Here is a 17,064-nt window from a genome sequence, read left to right as displayed (position 1 = left end):
TATGCTACTAAAACTATCATTATCAAGTATGCGAAAGTTAGCAAAAGACTACATGGTTTTACTGTTTGGGCTGACCATTTCCATTGCCATTTTTTATATGTTTGAAACCCTTGCGCAAAACAAGGCATTTCTTGAAGCGAACTCCCTTATCAGTTCCATCATCTTTGTCTTTCATGTTGGTACATTTATTCTTGGGATTATAACCGTTTTCTACATTTTCTATGCTACATCTTTTCTCCTTTCTTTAAGGCAAAAGGAGTTAGGCATGTATATGACATTAGGTGCAAAGAAACACAAGATAACCCAATTGATGTTTATGGAAACCTTTTTTGTTGGCTTAACTGCCCTCATTATTGGAATTGTGGTAGGAGTTGGCCTGTCATATGGAATAGCCGAGCTACTCATGTGGCAACTTGATTTTCAAGGTGGAGGCTTTCAGCCACTATACCCTTCATCACTTGTTACAACAATTCTATTCTATATCGCTTTATTCTTCCTTACTTCCATTGTAAATGCCTGGAGAATTGGTAGAAAAAGTGTTTTGGATTTATTACATTCAGGTCAGCAACAGGATCAGGTGAAAACAAGCGGGTTACGTACCTTCTTGGGTGTCGTATTGTCTGTTATTCTTATCGCCGTAGGTTACTATGCAATGGTGAATATTGCAGAATTGATGGAGTTCGGTATCATACTCGCAACCGTGACCATCATACCGGGGACCTACCTTATTTTCATCTCCTTACTGCCATACTTGGTTAAAAAGCTGAAGCAGAATCGGAATTTAAATGAAAAAGGCATTAACTCCTTTACATTAGGACAGCTACGTTTTCGCATGCTGAACTTAATGATGGTGCTTGGTACGGTTGCTATGCTCATTGCACTGGGATTAGGAGCAATGACCGCTGGAACATCCTTTTACCACAATATCGGGATTCAGTCCTCTATGTTTCATGCCAATGATGTAATTCTATATGAACCAAACAATTCGGAAAAAGAGATGTTGGCAAGCATGGAAGTGACAAAGCAGCAAGAATATCGTTATAAAGTTACTAGTGAGGGAGTCTATTTCTTAAAGACAGACCTTGAATCAGACCCGCCCGAGGTCATGACATTTGAAGAAGGATCTGAAGGTTTTTCACCTACTACTCCTAATGCAACATTGTCTGAGGAGGAGTATACATTATATGGTGGAGAGGGTATGCCTGAATTGCCAGGAAACTGGTGGACAGCAATTAGTACAGAATTAGGGGCAGGCACCATGTTTGGAAACAGAAGCCTCTTTGTCTATGGGGCATCCAACTATCAAGAGGTAAACGGAGAAGAGCATCAAGTAATATTAGCACAGGTAGATGATTTCACAGCCCATCTAACACAATTGGAACTATTGAATGCAAGCCAAAAAACACTTGCTGAAAAGTATACTGGTAATCAAGTTGAACAACTAGGGGGTAAATACAGTAATTACGTAGCGCTTAAAGGATTTGCCAGTGGAACTATTTTTATGGGTATCTTTCTTGGAATTGCTTTTCTCATGATGATGGCAAGTGTTCTCATGTTTAAACTACTATCGAGCGCTGGAGCTGACGTGGATCGTTACAGCATGCTACGGAAAATTGGGGTTAGAAAAACACTACTCGTAAAATCGATCTATCGCGAGCTCTTCTTATTATTCCTATTCCCAGCTATCGTTGGAATTGTCCATGTAGTAATAGGTATGCAGATGTTTTCCTTTATTATTATCGAACCCTATACAAAAATATGGATCCCACTCACACTGTTTTTCGTAATCTATGGTATTTACTATTTCATTACAGTGCAAATGTACAAACGAATTGTACTGCCTAAGCAGGTTTAGAGGGGAAAACTGCTGGAGAAATTCTTATGTATTAATCATAAAAAACATACTAAGATTAGTGGGTAAGATTATCGACGGAAGACCTTACCCACTATTTTTTTAGAATAGGACATAAGAAAGTTAAACAAGAAAAAACCGGACGCTCAAACGAAATAATGTATTAAAAGTTCGGACACTTGCGGATATCCCCTAATCTTTTTATTAAACACACTTTAGCGAAGGAAATGCGGAGACTCCAGTGGGAACAGCACGAGTCCGAAGGCCCCACAAGAAGCGATCTTTGCTTCTGAGGAGACTGAGGCCGTGCCCACGGAAAGCGTAGTATTTCCGAAGCGGTCAAGAAGCAGTCCTTTTTATTTTATTGTTCGTGTTTCATAAAGGCTCGTTATGCCCCAGCCTCCCTAGTAACCATTAATTTTCAACATAACGCGCTCGTGCCTTTAACAGTAAGTAGATATATAGAATAATAGAAAGTAATACAGAAGCCGCTGCGGTTAAATAAATAATCGCATATCCAAATTGAAAAGCAAGCTGCCCAAATACAATTGCACCAAGGCCGACACCTAAATCAAAAAAGGAGAAAAACGTAGCATTCGCCATTCCTTTTCGGTTATCTGGAGCCTTATTTACTGCCCATGCCTGTAGTGCTGGCTGCACACTACCAAAACCAAGTCCATATAAACCTGCCGCGATAAGCAGCGCCGAGGTTCCAGGCAGCCAGGACAGCAAAAGCATGGCAATAAAAATTAATATTGTCCCAGGTAAAAACACATAAATATGGCCTCGTTTATCGTAAATTTTACCCGCGAAAGTCCGTGACAGCATGAGGAATATAGCAAACACGAGGAAGTACGTACCTATTCCACTAATTCCCTTCTCCTCAGCGTATAATGGTAGGAAGGAAGCAATACCTCCAAAGGTCACCGTGATAAAGAATAGCAAAACCGCTGGCTCTAACGCAGTCTTTTCAAATATATCAAATTTCACCGTAGTAGATTTGGCAGGCGCTTCTTCTACCTTTTTATATTTAATTTTTGCTGATAGTAAAAAGGCAACAAGCCCCAATCCAGAACAAATAAGAAACAACTGTGTAAAGGAAATGATCCCTGCCAGTTGTAAACCTAATGCAGGACCAAATGCTAAAGCTATGTTTCCGGATAGTCCAAAATATCCCATCCCCTCACCACGACGCTTTTCAGGAATTAAATCCGTGGCAATAGTACCTGTCGCAGTAGTAGAAAAACCCCATCCTACTCCCTGAACCACGCGCATAAGCAGCAACACTGCAATACTTGTAATAATAGAGAAAGAACCAACCGAAATAACGAAAATAGCAAGTCCTGTCATGTAAACAAATCGTCTCCCCTTAGACTCAAGCGCATGACCCGCATAAGGGCGGAACAACAAAGCAGAAAAAGTAAAAATACCTACAATAATGCCGATTAACTGATCACTTCCACCAAGCTCGTTAACAAACAGAGGAAGTGTCGGTAAAGTCATTTGAAAGCCAAGAAATATAAAAAAGTTTGCTAGGCATATTAGAAAAAAGTCCTTCGTCCAGATTTTTTCTGTACCAGACTGTGCGTTGGCCGCACTTTTTGTACCCATCATGATCGCCCTTTCTTCGATACTCGAAATATATTATACAGGAGTTGCTGGGCAAAAGGAAGAATACGAGAGACTCATTTTAGGGTCGAAACTCGTTAAGAGAAATGTAAAAGAGAAAAGTTTAATTCTACGTTTAAATGTTACGCAAACGGTGAAAAATGTTGGTAACATACGTGAGAAGGGAGCCATGATGAGTGAAGAAAAGAATCATACTGTTTTTAATAGCTGTATTGGTACTTTTATTAGCAGCATGCAACGGGAATGAAGATAGCCAGGACCAAGGCAGTAACGACGAAGAGAACTCTGGTGAAACGGAAAACAATGACTCAGAAGAGGTCGATAATGCAACAGCCGAAGACGAAGTATTGGTTTCCCTGAAAGATGCAGATGGGGTTGTCGTAGCAACAGCAACGCTCACACAAGAAAATAATTCTGTAAACATCCACCTGAAAGGAGACGGGCTTTCCCCTGGTGAACACGGCTTCCATATTCATGAAACTGGAGCATGCGATGCCCCTACTTTTGAATCGGCAGGCGGGCACTTCAATCCTCATGGCAATAATCACGGTACGGAAGATTCAGAGGGTCCCCACGCTGGTGATTTACCAAACATTGAAGTAACAGAGGATGGAACAGTAGATACAGAAGTTACAGCCGATATGGTTACGCTTGAAAAAGGGCAGGACCATTCGGTATATCAAGATGACGGAACAGCTTTAGTTATCCATGAAGGTGCAGATGATTATGAATCACAACCCTCTGGTGATGCTGGTGACCGAATTGCATGTGGGGTAATTGATTAATTATTTTTTCAAGAAGACATCCACCAAGGACAAAACCCGGGTATATTAGCCCGGGTTTTTCTTCTAATTTCACCTGTTCGTTTGTCCCTACTGTGATTTTATTATGCAACGACTAGTTGTTTTTTCTCTTTTTTATTTTTGCGTGGTGTATGGTTTTTCAAGAAAGGTTTGACCCATCTATCCAGGCCAAATCTGCCAGCATTATACCCTGCTACTAAGATGAATACGGTTAGTAAGACCATTTGTGCATTGGTGCTTACTGTTCCACTAAATAGAAAGGCAAAGTTCATGGTGATACCCATTAATGCTGCAAAGTTTGTGAAGATGCCTAAGATCAATGCTGCACCTACAAGAACCTCTCCCCACATAACCATAAAGCTGAACAAACCTGCGTTTGGAAGCGCGACTGTCTCTAAAAATGTTGCCCACCACCCTTGCACGGCAGGATGATCTCCCCCTGCACTGGCAATAGCTCCTTGTATAAAGCCAGTTGCATCAAATCCTCCACCTGTTATCTTACCCCAGCCACCCGTTAGCCACTGATACCCAAGATACACCCTCAATAATGTTAAGATAGCTGCTGCAATACTGTTTTTTCTAATAAAGTTGTTAATCATTTTTACCGACTCCTTTTTCGTTTATTTTTATAAAATAATGATTGCTCAGTGTTTCACAACATATTGTGTGTGTGTTTCCTTCTTACACTTATATCTTAGCATCTTTTTCCAAGAAAAAAAGGTTATTGCTCACCATTTCACAATTGAGACACAAAGTTATGACAAACCTGTGTCAACACTGTTTTTCAGAAGGTAGAAACGCACACTTATGCTCTCATCAACCAGATCAGTCTTTTTTATCTAACCATACAATATCAAGCTAACGGATTAGTGTGGTGTTATGTGTAAGTCAACTAAGTTCAAAAACTTTCTTGACTTCTCATTGGATAGTAACATATACTGTATATATAAACATACACAGTATAACAGTAAAGGAGTTTAGATTATGTCAGAATGGAAGCAAGCTTATCAAACTGCAGCATTGGAGTTACGTGCATCGAAACTCAATATTGTTTTTGGGTTTGTAATTACTATACTCGTAAGCTTCTTTCTTATTACAACCCTTTCTTCTTATTTAGATAACGGCTATGTCGGTTATGATTTCATCTACTTGATTTTATTCTCTATTGGTGGACTTTGGTGCAAACCAAAAGAATTTCAGATTCAAGTTAATGCGGATCTACTAGCATCACCAATCCTAATTATGCAGTTAGCACTTCCAGTGAAGCGATCTGTATTGGTAAAGAGTAGATTTATAATCCAGTTTTTTTATTCAGCACCACTGCAATTGTATTTCTTGATTGCTTTTTATCTCTTCTCTCCAATCGGTGACACTCTGGGATTAGCCAATTATCTTGCATTTAGTTTGTTATGGCTCTTAATTGGATTAGTTCTAGGGAGCTACTTTGTGACAGGAGATGCTGGAGATTCAAGTAAGCTTTCAAGGACGACTATCGGTAGTATTTTTGTTGGTATACTCATGCTTATTGTCGCGTTTACTGTACTTACTAGCGTTCACTTTCTAACAGGCGAAGGCCCTGTTTATTGGAGTATTGAAGCTGCAGAAAAGTGGCCTCTTGTGTCTCTTTGCATCACACTGCTACTTACCTTAGTGGCAACAAGATACTTACACTCCTACATGCAAAAGCGAATAACGAAACTGGATTACCTATAGAGGAAGGATGTCACCAATGGAGTTACCAATACGGCTTTCAAAAACTTCTCGTGAACCGATCTATCATCAAATCGAGAATCAGATAAAAGCACTCATTGCAGGTGGTTATCTACAGACAGGCTCTCCCCTCCCTTCTATTAGACTTTTGGCAAAGGATTTAGAAACGAGTGTTATTACAATACGTCGTGCCTACCAGAATTTAGAGTACCAAGGCTTTATTCAAACAGAACAAGGTAAGGGAACCTTCGTTGCCGAAATAGCTAAGGAGAAGAAACAGCAGGTTAAGATCACCTCTGTATACCAAGCTTTTGAAAATGCTCTAGATGTCGCAATTAGTTACGAGTATACCGTAGAGCAAATTAAGGAGATCTTTGAGGAAGTATTAGAATCTCGCAGTCATAAAGGAGATGCAAATAAATGAAGACTCTTGCAGAAATACGACAAATACAAAAGCAAGTGGATGAATTTACACTCGGGCCCCTCGATCTAACAGTCGAGGCAGGAACCATTACAGCTTTAGTTGGGAATAATGGTTCCGGAAAAAGCACGTTACTGAAATTAATGATGAATCTCGCAAAAGCTGATACCGGAAATATAAAAATAGCAAACACGTTGGTAAACGATCCTGAGGAAGAGTGGAAAACGCACATCGCCTACCAGCCACAGACAATGATTGGTTGGGATGCTTTTACAGGCAAAGCGTTAAGGGATTTCATTGCACCCTTATACCCAGCATGGGACGATGAGCTATTCAATCAACTCATACAAGCCTTTTCCATCCCATTAAACAAGCGGTTCGCTAAACTTTCCCAAGGTATGCAACGAAAGCTATCACTTGCCTTAACCATTTCCAGAAACACGTCCATCTTACTTCTTGATGAACCAACAGCTTTTATGGATATCTCCTCGAAGCAAAAACTAATGCAGTTTCTTACAGAATGGATGGAGTCTGGAGAACGTGCGATAGTCATGAGTACACATCAAGTTGACGATATAACGAAACTTGCTGACTACTTATGCGTATTACAAGATGGGAATTGGAAGGGCACTTATGAAAAAGAAACAATGCAACATATGTATTGGCAGTACTGGATGAGGGATGCGTTGCCTTCTGAACCTTTTCCTGGAGAAGTTTCCAGGGAAGGAAAGCAGTTTATTACTAACAAACCAGAGGCTACAGAAACATACCTAGACGAACATCAACTATCTATCGTTAACCAACAAACTTTGGATCTGGAAGCTACCCTCACCCTATTACTAAATAAATAGAAAAAGAAAGGAAGAGGAAAATGGAAAAAATGCTCTCTGTTTCAAACCTTGGAAAGGCATTTAAAGATAAACAAGTAATTTCCAACATCTCTTTTGACGTACACAAAGGGGAAATCATGGCAATCTTAGGCCCTAACGGTGCCGGTAAATCAACAACCATCCGTAATATTATGGGTATCATGTATCCTGATCAAGGAAATATCCATTTCCAAAGCACTAACGGGAAGGAGATTCCTAGACATAGAATTGGTTACCTTCCCGAGGAACGAGGTCTATATAAAAATGTGAAAGTGATGGATATTCTTCTATATTTAGCTGAGCTCAAAGATTATCCACTAGATAAGGCGCGTACAAGAGCACTTGAATACTTAAAGAAATTTGATCTAGAAGGGAAAGATAAAGTTTCTGTAGAGGAACTATCTAAAGGAATGGGGCAAAAAGTACAGTTTATTGCATCCATCCTCCACGAGCCGGAGTTACTTATTCTAGATGAACCGTTTTCTGGACTAGATCCTGTAAGCCAAGAGTTGTTTAAAGACGAAATTCGCAATTTAGCGAAGAATGGAACAGCTATTCTTCTTTCTTCACACCAAATGAACCTTGTTGAGGAAATGGCAGATCGTTTGTTCATGATTCATCGCGGTAAAAAAGTGATTTATGGAACAATGGATGATGTGAAGACGGAGTATGCTAACTTCAAATGCACCATCCATGGGAATAATGATCCTAAACAATTAGAGTTATTACCACAGGTTCAGCGAATTGAAGTAAATGAAGGAAGTACCATCCTCTATTTGGATAAAGAGGTTAATCCAAATCAATGGCTTAAACAGCTACCAGAAGATCTACAAATACTTGAATTAAAGATAAACAGAGTGTCCTTGCATGAAATCTTTATCGATATAGCATCAGATAAAAACCTCTTACAGGAAAAGAAGGCAGGTGAAGTATATGCGTAATACGATGAAAGTCGCCAAATGGGAAATTAAGCGTAACATGAAAAATAAATCCTATCTTATCGGTCTATTATTAACCCCTCTCATTATTATTGGATTTATGGTAATAGGTAGTTTTTTTGATGACTCTGATGAAGAATCGTCCGAATCGACTGTAGTGTTTGTGAACGATGAACTTGGTGTTTATGATGACATGGTAAGTACGATAGAACAGACGGGTATCAATTGGGAGCTCATGCAAACAGATTTAACAGAAGCAGAGGCGCAAGAAGAACTAGAAGACAGTGAAGAAACGGCCTATGTCTTTGTTGATGAGGAAGGTCTAGAAAATGGTTCGTTAGCCGTATACACTTCTGACGATATAGATTCTTTCTTTATGAGCGAGGTTCAAGTTTTAACAGGACCTGTACAAGCGAAGCAAATGGAGGAACTTGGGCTTACTGAGGAGCAGCTTGCTGGGATCTCCCAAGGTGTCCAATTTGTGGAGGCCGGCAGTATCAATGAGGCTGCAGAGTCCGGTGAAGAAGGCATGGGAAGTATGGAAGAAAACCCACTCCAAACCTTAGTACCTGGAATCTTTGGTGGATTTGTGCTATTATCTGTTGTCTTTACAGGAATGGCGATTTTCCAAAGTGCCTCTCAGGAGAAAAAGGATAAGATTGCAGAAATCATCCTTTCTTCTTTAACGCCATCGGAATTAATGCAAGGAAAAATTATTGGCTATTTTGCCCTTGGTCTTATTCAAACACTTGTATCAACGGTGTTATTATTACCTGTACTTATGTGGCGATTTGATCAGCCACTTTTGGAGTACTTACTTGTTCCAGAGCTTGCGCTATACGTATTCATCGCCATTTTAGGCTACCTTTTGTTTGCTTCCATATTTGTAGGGGTCGGAGCTACAATGGCAGATGTTACGACTGCAGGGAATTTCCAAGGCTTTGTTATGATGCTACCATTTTTACCATTTGTCTTTATCGGACCTGTATTAAGTGATCCGAATGGCCTAATGGCACAAATTGGTACGTATATTCCATTCACATCACCTGCCGTCCTATTGCTTCGGTTAACTTCACTGGAACAATGGCCTTGGATTGAGATTGGTATCTCGTTAGCAATCCTTGTGATAAGTGTTTGGGCATTTATGAAACTAGCAGGAAAAATATTTAAAGTTGGTATCTTGATGTACGGAAAAAATGCCACTCCGGGAGAGATCTGGAAATGGCTTAAAGCATAATACTATATTACGAGAGCGGCTCCCGCTCTCGTTTTTATTTGTAAGCCTGCTGATAAAGTGAACCTTCATTTGGTGGATGATTCCCAACCTTCCCCACTTAGAATGCTTCATTACAATTAAGTTACTTATATTGGGAACATACTGCCAGTTTGGGCACGGTAAAAAGTCATGAAACGATCTAGGTTCTTCCCTATCTCACCATGCAGATTTCCTAAGCGAATACCTAAGTCCTTTCTTGTAAGATCTTTGCTTTGTTGGATAGAAACAATGTCGTCCTCCAAAGCTAAAGCAGCATCCACCGCCTCTTTTAAATACATTTTCGTCTCCTCATCGTAAGATTCGCTGAAAACAAGCGTTAAGAGCATATCCCTGTATGAAACTACATGAAAAAGTAAGTCTTCCAAAGTATCTTTTGTCACTCTCCATTGCGCTTTATCTCCAACTATTGATTGTTCAAACATTTCAAAGACTTCTAATGCTGTAACATACGTTTTTGTTTGCTCTTCATTTTCATCTAGCATTCTCTTCCATTCATCCAGCATCTCGACATACTGTTCGACCACCAAAGGATCCTTTTTTAGTGTATAGGCTTTTTCGAAGCTAAGACTCGCATAGGGGAATGACCATGTTATTATAATAATAGATAAGAAGAAAATGGCTAAAATAATACTTAACCGTTTTATATTTTGTTTTTTAGAATATTTCATTTGAATAATAACCCCCAATATAAATGAACTTTACTTCTAAATGTATTTTTGCTGAATAAACTTAAACAGACCGCTACTATATACTTCAACCCATGGCTCTTATCCTCCAACCACTGTTATGGTAGAATTGCACGCAGCAAAGCTGTTAAAAAGGAGGGTATAGAATGAAAATCGCTGTGTTTCACGGTTCAACAAGAGAAAACGGAAATACGGAATACCTAGCCTATCAGGCGTTACCAAAGGATAAGGCTACCCATATCTACTTAAGGGATTATGACATTCAGCCTATAACAGATTTTCGCCATTCACCTGAGGGCTTCCCTGAGATACACGATGACCAGTTGCACCTGGTTGATCAAATGCTCGAACATGACATCCTGGTTTTCGCTACCCCTATTTACTGGTATGGAATGGCTGGCCCATTAAAGGTTTTTATTGATCGTTGGTCTCAGGTTATGAGAGATTCTAATTATGGCCATTTTCGAGAACAACTTGGTAAAAAGAAAGCATACTTTGTCCTAGTTGGTGGGGATCAGCCGACAGTTAAAGGATTACCCCTTATACAACAATTGACGTATATCTGCCAATTTTATGGCACAGAAGTAGGAGGCTATGTCATTGGTGAAGCCCGGAAGCCTGGATCCATAGTAAACGACCACCGTGCTCTAAAAGCTGCTTCCACACTAATTAGTGAACTTCAATAATTTTACTTAAAAACAGCTGCCCACTCCGGACAGCTGTTTTAAAATTCCCTACTGCTTCCACCCTAGTAAACAATTCCATTAGAAATCCACTGTAATTCCACTTGTACTTTTCACCTAAACTTTCTTCTTTCCTACAAACATTCTGGAAAAGATTTCTTTTTCCTTCTTTTTTCTCACTCTTTACTATTTTCTAGTCCTTCTGATTTGTTTTATTTCGTACACGTTTATTTTCTAGCAATCTAGGAAAGAACTATGACATAATATAAACTAGTTTAATAGAAGGAGGAAATCATGAAAATCAGTAAAGCACTTATAATTCTTCTTGTCTTACTCGGAACCTTATTCGCACTACCAGAATACGGGAAAGCTGAAAGTGGTGTTGTCTATGAGGTTGGGGACATCGTTTTAAATGTAAGAAGTGAGCCATCTAGTGGAGGTACTGTTATTGGCAAATTACAAAGGGGTGATCAGGTCATCGCCTTTAAGGAGGAGCATGGCTGGATTCAAACCTATTATGCTGGAAAGGAAGCATGGGTCGCCGCGCATTACCTAATTATGAAAGATCGGCCAAACAAAATATCAAAAGCTGAAAATCAGGAACTTAAGGTGACAGGTCAGAGTGTTTATGTCCGATCAGGCCCAGGCACAAACTATTCTGTTATCGGATCTACTACCGTAGGTGATACATACAACATTGTAGCAAAAGATAATGGTTGGTATAAAATTAAACTTCACGATGGTTCGGCTGGATGGATTGCCTCCTGGTTAACTAATAAACCTAGTAACACAAATAATTCTAAGGATCAAAATAATAAGGTAACAGCGACAGTTCCAGATAAAGTGAAAGGGATTTCCACTAGCAATCCCCTAAAAGGGTATACTATCGTACTAGATGCTGGACATGGTGGCAAAGACCCTGGCGCCATCGGGTTAGAAGGGATAAAAGAAAAGACATTAAACAGTCAAACGGCCGAACAGGTGGCTAACGTCTTACGTGCTAAAGGAGCAACTGTAGTTGAAACGAGGACATCAGACAGATTTCTTTCCCTTGACCAGCGAGCCGAGATCAGTAATGCATATAATACGGATGCTTTCATCAGTATTCATTATAATGCTTTTCCTATCCAGACAGTTAGCGGTATAGGGGCTTATTATTCCTCGAAAAGTAAGGATTTTGCTTTAGCAGAGGATGTACAAGATAGTCTATCCAATACGCTTCCCCTTTTTAATAGAGGGTTATATCAAGAAGAATTTCGCGTTTTAAGGAAAAACAATGCACCAGCTGTATTGCTAGAGTTAGGTTATTTAACAAATCCAAGTGACCTTTCAATTATACAAACAACAGGCTATCAGGAACAGGCAGCTCATGCTATAGCAGATGGTCTAGTGAATTATTTCGATTAAAACAGACAAGCTGTCCCTTAAAGGGCAGCTTGTCTTAGTTTATATACTTAGAAAAGATATATTGTTCTCCTGATCTACCATCAATTCGTCTTCCCGTATCTCGGAATCCTGCTTTTTTATATAATTGCTGTGCAACTTCATTAGTATGATTTACTGCCAAAATAACTTCTTCTATTTGAGGAAAGGATTCTGCGATAAATGATGGGAGCAATTGAATCGATTTTTTAGCAATACCTTCCCCCTGATAGGCACTTTGTACAGAATAGGCACGTAATAGAATAGCTTTAGGATTTTTCGAATATGGCTGTACCCCTTCCTTTTCATGAAGTACGAAAAATCCCGCAGGACTGGTTCCTGTTAAAATCAATACAGGGTACCGGGTTGTATCTTCATCACATTTTTTCAGGGCATCGATTGGATGCGCGGTATAATCTAATTGCTGTTTCGTTAGATGATACGATTGCACCAGAGCCTTATTTTCAGCTGAATAAAACTGTAATGATACTTTTTCCATTGCTTCACTTTTCATTTTCAGCATGCTTCCTTGCATAGATCATACTTAAAATAGAGTTAAACTGATGCGTTTCCACAGTGTAATCATGTTTCTGCAACCAATCGATTAAGCGCGAACGATCTGCATAATACTCATCTTCTATCGCGCCGATTGCTTCGTCATTGCCTTGTTCCCGAAAGCCCTGTATGACTTCCCTTCTATGGGCTTCATTCAAAAACATTAAGTCTGCAATACAGATCTCTCCATTCTTTTTCAGAACGCGGTCCATTTCTTCCAATGCTAACAGCTTTTCGTCATCGGTTAAATGGTGTAAGGCATAACTGGAAACAATTGCATCTACCTGCATATTCATTACTGGAAGAGCTAGAAAATGACCCTTCCTCGTTTCGATTCCCGGATGCTTCTCTTTACAGACAGCAAGCATCTCCTCAGATTGATCTACACCAATCACCTTTGCCCCAGATCCTGTAAACTGTGAACCCAAGTTTCCCGTCCCAATTCCAATATCAAGGCAAACATCACCCGGATTTAGGTGAACAGTCTCAACTACTTTATTTAACGCTGTTTCATAATCTTGATGGACGTTAAATTTATACCCATGCATTTTAATACTTTGATCATAGTCATGGGCTTGACTATCAAAGTTCCATTTATCATGCCAATTTTTCCGCATTGATTTCAGTGTTTTCAATTGTTTTGCCAATCCAAATAAGTCGCCGGTCACGTTATCCCCTTTTCCAGCGCGTTCTGTCATTAGATTAAGGGTCTCGATCATGTCTTTCAGCTCTAACCATTGCTCATAAAGCACGCCTCGTTGCACATTTAAATAGTCTTCCATCCGCATATTCGGCTCTTTTAAAAGATTACGAATCACTTCAACAGGAAGACCGACCTCACGTAATGAGAGAATTGTACTTAATCTTACTAAATCTTCTTCTTCAAAGAATCGATATTGATTGCTTTCTTCCTTAGTTGGATCAATAAGTCCTTTTTCCTCATAATACCGTATTGTTCGAGTTGACGTCTCTAGTTTTTTGGCTACTTCGTTTATATACACAAGTCTCACAACCTTTCGTCTATTATGATAAACGTTAACGTAACGGAAAGGTAAAGCATTTTCTTTTTACCCTGTTTGCACCGTGTTATACTTAAGAAAATTGTTAGCAAAGTGAGGATTTAAAATGAATGAATTATTAAAGAAGATTGCTGACTCCTGCCAAAAAGATTTTGGCCTTGAAAACTATTACTTAGAAAGATACCATCTTTTCCGTGATGACAATAGTAGCTTAGAAAATAATTATCTTTTTTCTATGGAATGGTTTCCTAGAGTTGTAGAAGGAGAAATAGAGGAAGGGCTGAATCCTCCTGGTACGGCTGTAGTAGATGTGGAACTTCAGTCGAAGAAGCTGCGACACTTCACTTTCGTGAATGGAGTCAATTTAGCGGAGGAGCAGGTCTTTCCAAAGTTAGCGGACGGTAGTGAGACAATTATCGAATGGGTTGAAGAGAAAACCGGCTTAGAGTTCGGAAGGCAGTTCCAATTAGCAGAGGAAGCCGATGACGGAGTTCGTTTTCTTGCCGCAGCTGATAATATCCCCGTTTTCCCTGTCGGCTCCATCGAAGTAACGTTTAATGAAGAAGGCATGCTTTCCCACTACTCCATTGATGGAAGCTTTCCAGAAGAGGAGCAGATTAAGTGGGAGCCATTTGCACTCACTCCCACTATTGTAGATCCAATTATCCTTGATCAATTTCAATTACTTGAAATCCCAGTCGAAGAAGAGGAACGTTGGCTGGCGGTTTACGGCACAACCACTACATTTCTAACAAATGACAAGCAGCATATTATACCATTTGAAAAAGCAGAAATGCGGGATAGCTATGAAGTATTAGACAGGAATATAGAATGGGACAGTGAGGCTACGGAAAATACGTTCGTAGCTAAAGAGATCGACTTATCACATGAAGTTTCTTTAGAGGACGCCTTAGCAAATAAGCCAGACGAAAACAAGCATCCTTTAACATCAGAAGATTTACAACAAAGTTTTGAAGCAGTTACGGTGTTCATGCAACAAAAATATCCAGGTGAAAGTGGAAAATGGAACCTACACGCATTGTCCCGCGAACGTGGTTATCTACTTGCAGAACTACGACCTAAAGTACAGGACAAAAAAGTGATTCAGCATAAGATAAAGCTGTTTATTGATCCAGTAACATACATGCCACTCAATTTTACAGATAATCAGTTTATCCTAGAGATGTTTGACCATTTTGAAGAAGCGAAATCTCCTGTGTTAACAAAAGACGAAGCATTTGAAAAACTACACAGCTATATTGAGATTACTCCTGTTTACGTTTATGACCCTAACCGCGAGACATATCAGCTTTGTGGTAAAGTTGATTGCTCTTACGGAGTAGATGCAGCTACTGGTGACGTAATCTTACTAGACGAATTATAAGGATAGATAAGCAAAAGACCAAATCGTTTTGATTTGGTCTTTTGACTTATAGTAATTAATTAAGATACGAGCTTTAATCCGATCACCGCACCTAGAATCATTGTGATAAATACTATCCGTTTCCAATCCTTCGATTCACCGTAGAGAATCATTCCTATTATTGCACCACCGGAAGCACCTATTCCTGTCCAAATGGCATAGGAAACCCCCATTGGAAGTGACCCCATTGCATAGGCCAGAAAACCAAAACTTGCAGCAAAGCTAATAATTAACAGAATCAAGGCCTGTAGATTACGATCCTTGTGCAACTTGTTAATCATGGTAACGCCTAGCATTTCAAATATGCCTGCGACAACTAAAGCGACCCAAGCCATTATGATTCCACTCCTTCTTTAACGTTGTCCTCTGTGACCAGCTTCAGTCCTATAACGCCCGCTAATAAAATGACTATCAAAACGACTTTTGCTAATTGAAGTGGTACACCGAAAAAGGCAAAATCCGCAAATACCGTACCTACAGTTCCTAATCCCACAAAAACTGCATAGACAGTTCCCACAGGAAGTTGTTTACTAGCCATAATCATGAGATAGAAGCTAATATAAATAGCGATTATGGTGCCAATCCACTCCCAAAAGCCGTCAGCATGTTTTAATCCAATAACCCATAAAACTTCAAATAACGCTGCGACCAATACTTTAACCCAGTTTTTATCCATATATATTATACCTCCCTTAACATTGTAAAAAGGAAAAAGCCTGAGAGAAATGTAAAATCGTTTCTCCCAGGCTTTTATCCCTCCGTGACACAGCAAAGCTGTGAGTTTTCTCTCGGACCAGACCAACGTTTTTCGTTGCGGAACCCTAGAAAACTTATCTCATATGCTATTACCCATTATTATATATCCCATAAAGTGAAACTTCAATCAGGGGAGATTATTCTTCCCCCACTGATTGTTAGTTGAACGAATCGGGGTGTTAGCGTCCGTTTACTCCGACATCACTGTTTCACTACATGTTTTGAAATGGGAGTCTTACGGACGGTTGCTCCGGAATAAAAAATTAGTCCCTTTTACTACTTATATCACCCCACCCTCTCCCAGCTAATTGGTAGACCACTGGTACTATATAGAAGGAATCTAGGATGTTTTAGTTGAAATAGTATATAAAAGTTCTAATTAAGATTTTAATACTCTCCGTATGTATGTATGAAGGAGGAACAAATGAAAAGATTAGTTATCATGACTGTTGGTAAAACACATAGTGGCAAAACTACATTTGCTAGAGCCTTAGAAAAAGAATTGGATAACTCTTTCGTAATGGACCAAGACATTCAAGCAGAGTTCTTAAATACTTTTTATGCTAAATTGCAGCCAAAACAAGGGCCAAACATACTTAAACACAGTCTCACTCAGTTAATCGTTAATTATGCTATAGAAAATACAGATTTACATCTTATTGTTTGTAACTCAAACCGAAGTCAAAAGGGTCGATTGAGTTTACTAGACGGACTCTTAAATAAAAAACAATTTGTTCGTATTCTTGTTCATTTTGACATCCCAGATGATGTTCTCATGGAAAGAGTTCTCCGAAGCAAGCGGAGCACAAATGTATTTAGAGGGGCTTTTAGTAATTTTAAGGAAGTGCTTCTAAGGCAACAAGCTGAATCCCAATTAGAAGACATCGTAGACCCTAAAGAAGGGGAAGCAGACTACCTACTTGTAATAAAGCATACCGAAGAAGTAGATTCCGTGATAAAAAGGATTGTACGAATATCTAAGGGCTTATAATCTTCTTTTAGAATAATATTTATAAGCTTTC

18 protein-coding genes and 1 riboswitch are annotated in these 17,064 nt (G+C 39.4%); of the genes, 11 read left to right on the top strand and 7 right to left on the bottom strand.

Translation table 11 applies throughout. The annotated features are described in order from the left end of the window. Position 1: 1 nt before the first annotated feature. On the top strand, positions 2-1,855 hold the full coding sequence (locus tag BN985_RS04145) for an ABC transporter permease (protein ID WP_042221278.1): 1,854 nt from the start codon (positions 2-4) through the stop codon (positions 1,853-1,855). 411 nt (positions 1,856-2,266) lie between these two features. Here BN985_RS04145 and BN985_RS04140 read toward each other — a convergent pair whose 3' ends face one another. Next, positions 2,267-3,463: an MFS transporter gene (locus BN985_RS04140; RefSeq protein WP_042222904.1), complete on the bottom strand. Its 1,197-nt coding sequence runs from the start codon at positions 3,461-3,463 to the stop codon at positions 2,267-2,269. A 194-nt stretch (positions 3,464-3,657) separates the two neighbouring features. On the opposite strand from BN985_RS04140, the gene BN985_RS04135 reads away from it, so the two are divergent. Then, entirely contained in the window at positions 3,658-4,266 is a 609-nt protein-coding gene (locus tag BN985_RS04135; protein ID WP_042221276.1) for a superoxide dismutase family protein, read from the top strand. Between the two features lie 101 nt (positions 4,267-4,367). On the opposite strand, the gene BN985_RS04130 is transcribed toward BN985_RS04135, so the two are convergent. Next, complete coding sequence (locus BN985_RS04130) at positions 4,368-4,883, bottom strand: DoxX family protein (protein WP_042221275.1); 516 nt, start codon at positions 4,881-4,883, stop codon at positions 4,368-4,370. Positions 4,884-5,268: 385 nt separating this feature from the next. Between BN985_RS04130 and BN985_RS04125 the strand changes: the two genes are divergently transcribed. From BN985_RS04125 to BN985_RS04105, 5 genes are read left to right on the top strand one after another with little or no spacing between them, the layout of a single operon-like run. Next, entirely contained in the window at positions 5,269-5,997 is a 729-nt protein-coding gene (locus tag BN985_RS04125; RefSeq protein WP_042221273.1) for a hypothetical protein, read from the top strand. A 16-nt stretch (positions 5,998-6,013) separates the two neighbouring features. Continuing rightward, positions 6,014-6,418, top strand: a complete 405-nt coding sequence (locus BN985_RS04120; RefSeq protein ID WP_042221272.1) for a GntR family transcriptional regulator — start codon at positions 6,014-6,016, stop codon at positions 6,416-6,418. Beyond that, on the top strand, positions 6,415-7,266 hold the full coding sequence (locus BN985_RS04115) for an ATP-binding cassette domain-containing protein (RefSeq protein WP_042221271.1): 852 nt from the start codon (positions 6,415-6,417) through the stop codon (positions 7,264-7,266). The genes BN985_RS04120 and BN985_RS04115 overlap by 4 nt, the downstream gene beginning before the upstream one ends. 20 nt (positions 7,267-7,286) lie before the next feature. Then, positions 7,287-8,225, top strand: a complete 939-nt coding sequence (locus BN985_RS04110; RefSeq protein ID WP_042221270.1) for an ABC transporter ATP-binding protein — start codon at positions 7,287-7,289, stop codon at positions 8,223-8,225. Continuing rightward, complete coding sequence (locus BN985_RS04105) at positions 8,218-9,459, top strand: ABC transporter permease (protein WP_042221269.1); 1,242 nt, start codon at positions 8,218-8,220, stop codon at positions 9,457-9,459. Before BN985_RS04110 ends, BN985_RS04105 begins: the two co-directional genes overlap by 8 nt. A gap of 125 nt (positions 9,460-9,584) precedes the next feature. Here the strand turns inward: BN985_RS04105 and BN985_RS04100 are convergent, their stop codons facing one another. Beyond that, positions 9,585-10,166, bottom strand: coding sequence for a hypothetical protein (locus tag BN985_RS04100; RefSeq protein ID WP_042221268.1), 582 nt, complete (start codon positions 10,164-10,166; stop codon positions 9,585-9,587). A gap of 164 nt (positions 10,167-10,330) precedes the next feature. On the opposite strand from BN985_RS04100, the gene BN985_RS04095 reads away from it, so the two are divergent. Then, positions 10,331-10,870 (top strand): flavodoxin family protein, encoded by a 540-nt coding sequence (locus BN985_RS04095; protein WP_042221266.1) that lies wholly within the window; start codon positions 10,331-10,333, stop codon positions 10,868-10,870. Between the two features lie 291 nt (positions 10,871-11,161). Next, the gene (locus BN985_RS04090) at positions 11,162-12,274 is read left to right on the top strand and encodes an N-acetylmuramoyl-L-alanine amidase (RefSeq protein WP_042221265.1); all 1,113 of its coding nucleotides are present in this window, start codon (positions 11,162-11,164) and stop codon (positions 12,272-12,274) included. A 34-nt stretch (positions 12,275-12,308) separates the two neighbouring features. Here BN985_RS04090 and BN985_RS04085 read toward each other — a convergent pair whose 3' ends face one another. Beyond that, positions 12,309-12,803: a GNAT family N-acetyltransferase gene (locus BN985_RS04085; protein WP_042221263.1), complete on the bottom strand. Its 495-nt coding sequence runs from the start codon at positions 12,801-12,803 to the stop codon at positions 12,309-12,311. Next, entirely contained in the window at positions 12,793-13,845 is a 1,053-nt protein-coding gene (locus BN985_RS04080; protein WP_042221261.1) for a MerR family transcriptional regulator, read from the bottom strand. The genes BN985_RS04085 and BN985_RS04080 overlap by 11 nt, the downstream gene beginning before the upstream one ends. 124 nt (positions 13,846-13,969) lie before the next feature. On the opposite strand from BN985_RS04080, the gene BN985_RS04075 reads away from it, so the two are divergent. Next, positions 13,970-15,247, top strand: a complete 1,278-nt coding sequence (locus tag BN985_RS04075) for a hypothetical protein (protein WP_042221260.1) — start codon at positions 13,970-13,972, stop codon at positions 15,245-15,247. A gap of 59 nt (positions 15,248-15,306) precedes the next feature. Here BN985_RS04075 and BN985_RS04070 read toward each other — a convergent pair whose 3' ends face one another. Together BN985_RS04070 and BN985_RS04065 are read right to left on the bottom strand one after the other, a co-directional pair. After that, the gene (locus tag BN985_RS04070) at positions 15,307-15,621 is read right to left on the bottom strand and encodes a DMT family transporter (RefSeq protein WP_042221259.1); all 315 of its coding nucleotides are present in this window, start codon (positions 15,619-15,621) and stop codon (positions 15,307-15,309) included. Beyond that, positions 15,621-15,962: a DMT family transporter gene (locus BN985_RS04065; RefSeq protein ID WP_042221258.1), complete on the bottom strand. Its 342-nt coding sequence runs from the start codon at positions 15,960-15,962 to the stop codon at positions 15,621-15,623. Before BN985_RS04065 ends, BN985_RS04070 begins: the two co-directional genes overlap by 1 nt. A gap of 61 nt (positions 15,963-16,023) precedes the next feature. Next, positions 16,024-16,122: riboswitch (guanidine-I (ykkC/yxkD leader) on the bottom strand. Positions 16,123-16,466: 344 nt separating this feature from the next. Between BN985_RS04065 and BN985_RS04060 the strand changes: the two genes are divergently transcribed. Continuing rightward, on the top strand, positions 16,467-17,033 hold the full coding sequence (locus BN985_RS04060) for an AAA family ATPase (RefSeq protein WP_042221257.1): 567 nt from the start codon (positions 16,467-16,469) through the stop codon (positions 17,031-17,033). Positions 17,034-17,064 lie beyond the last annotated feature (31 nt).

The sequence above is a fragment of the Oceanobacillus manasiensis genome (assembly GCF_000724085.1).
Taxonomy (GTDB): Bacteria; Bacillota; Bacilli; order Bacillales; family Amphibacillaceae; genus Oceanobacillus_B; species Oceanobacillus_B manasiensis.
Note: the sequence above shows the minus strand (reverse complement) of the source record. Positions and strands in the feature narration are given on the sequence as shown.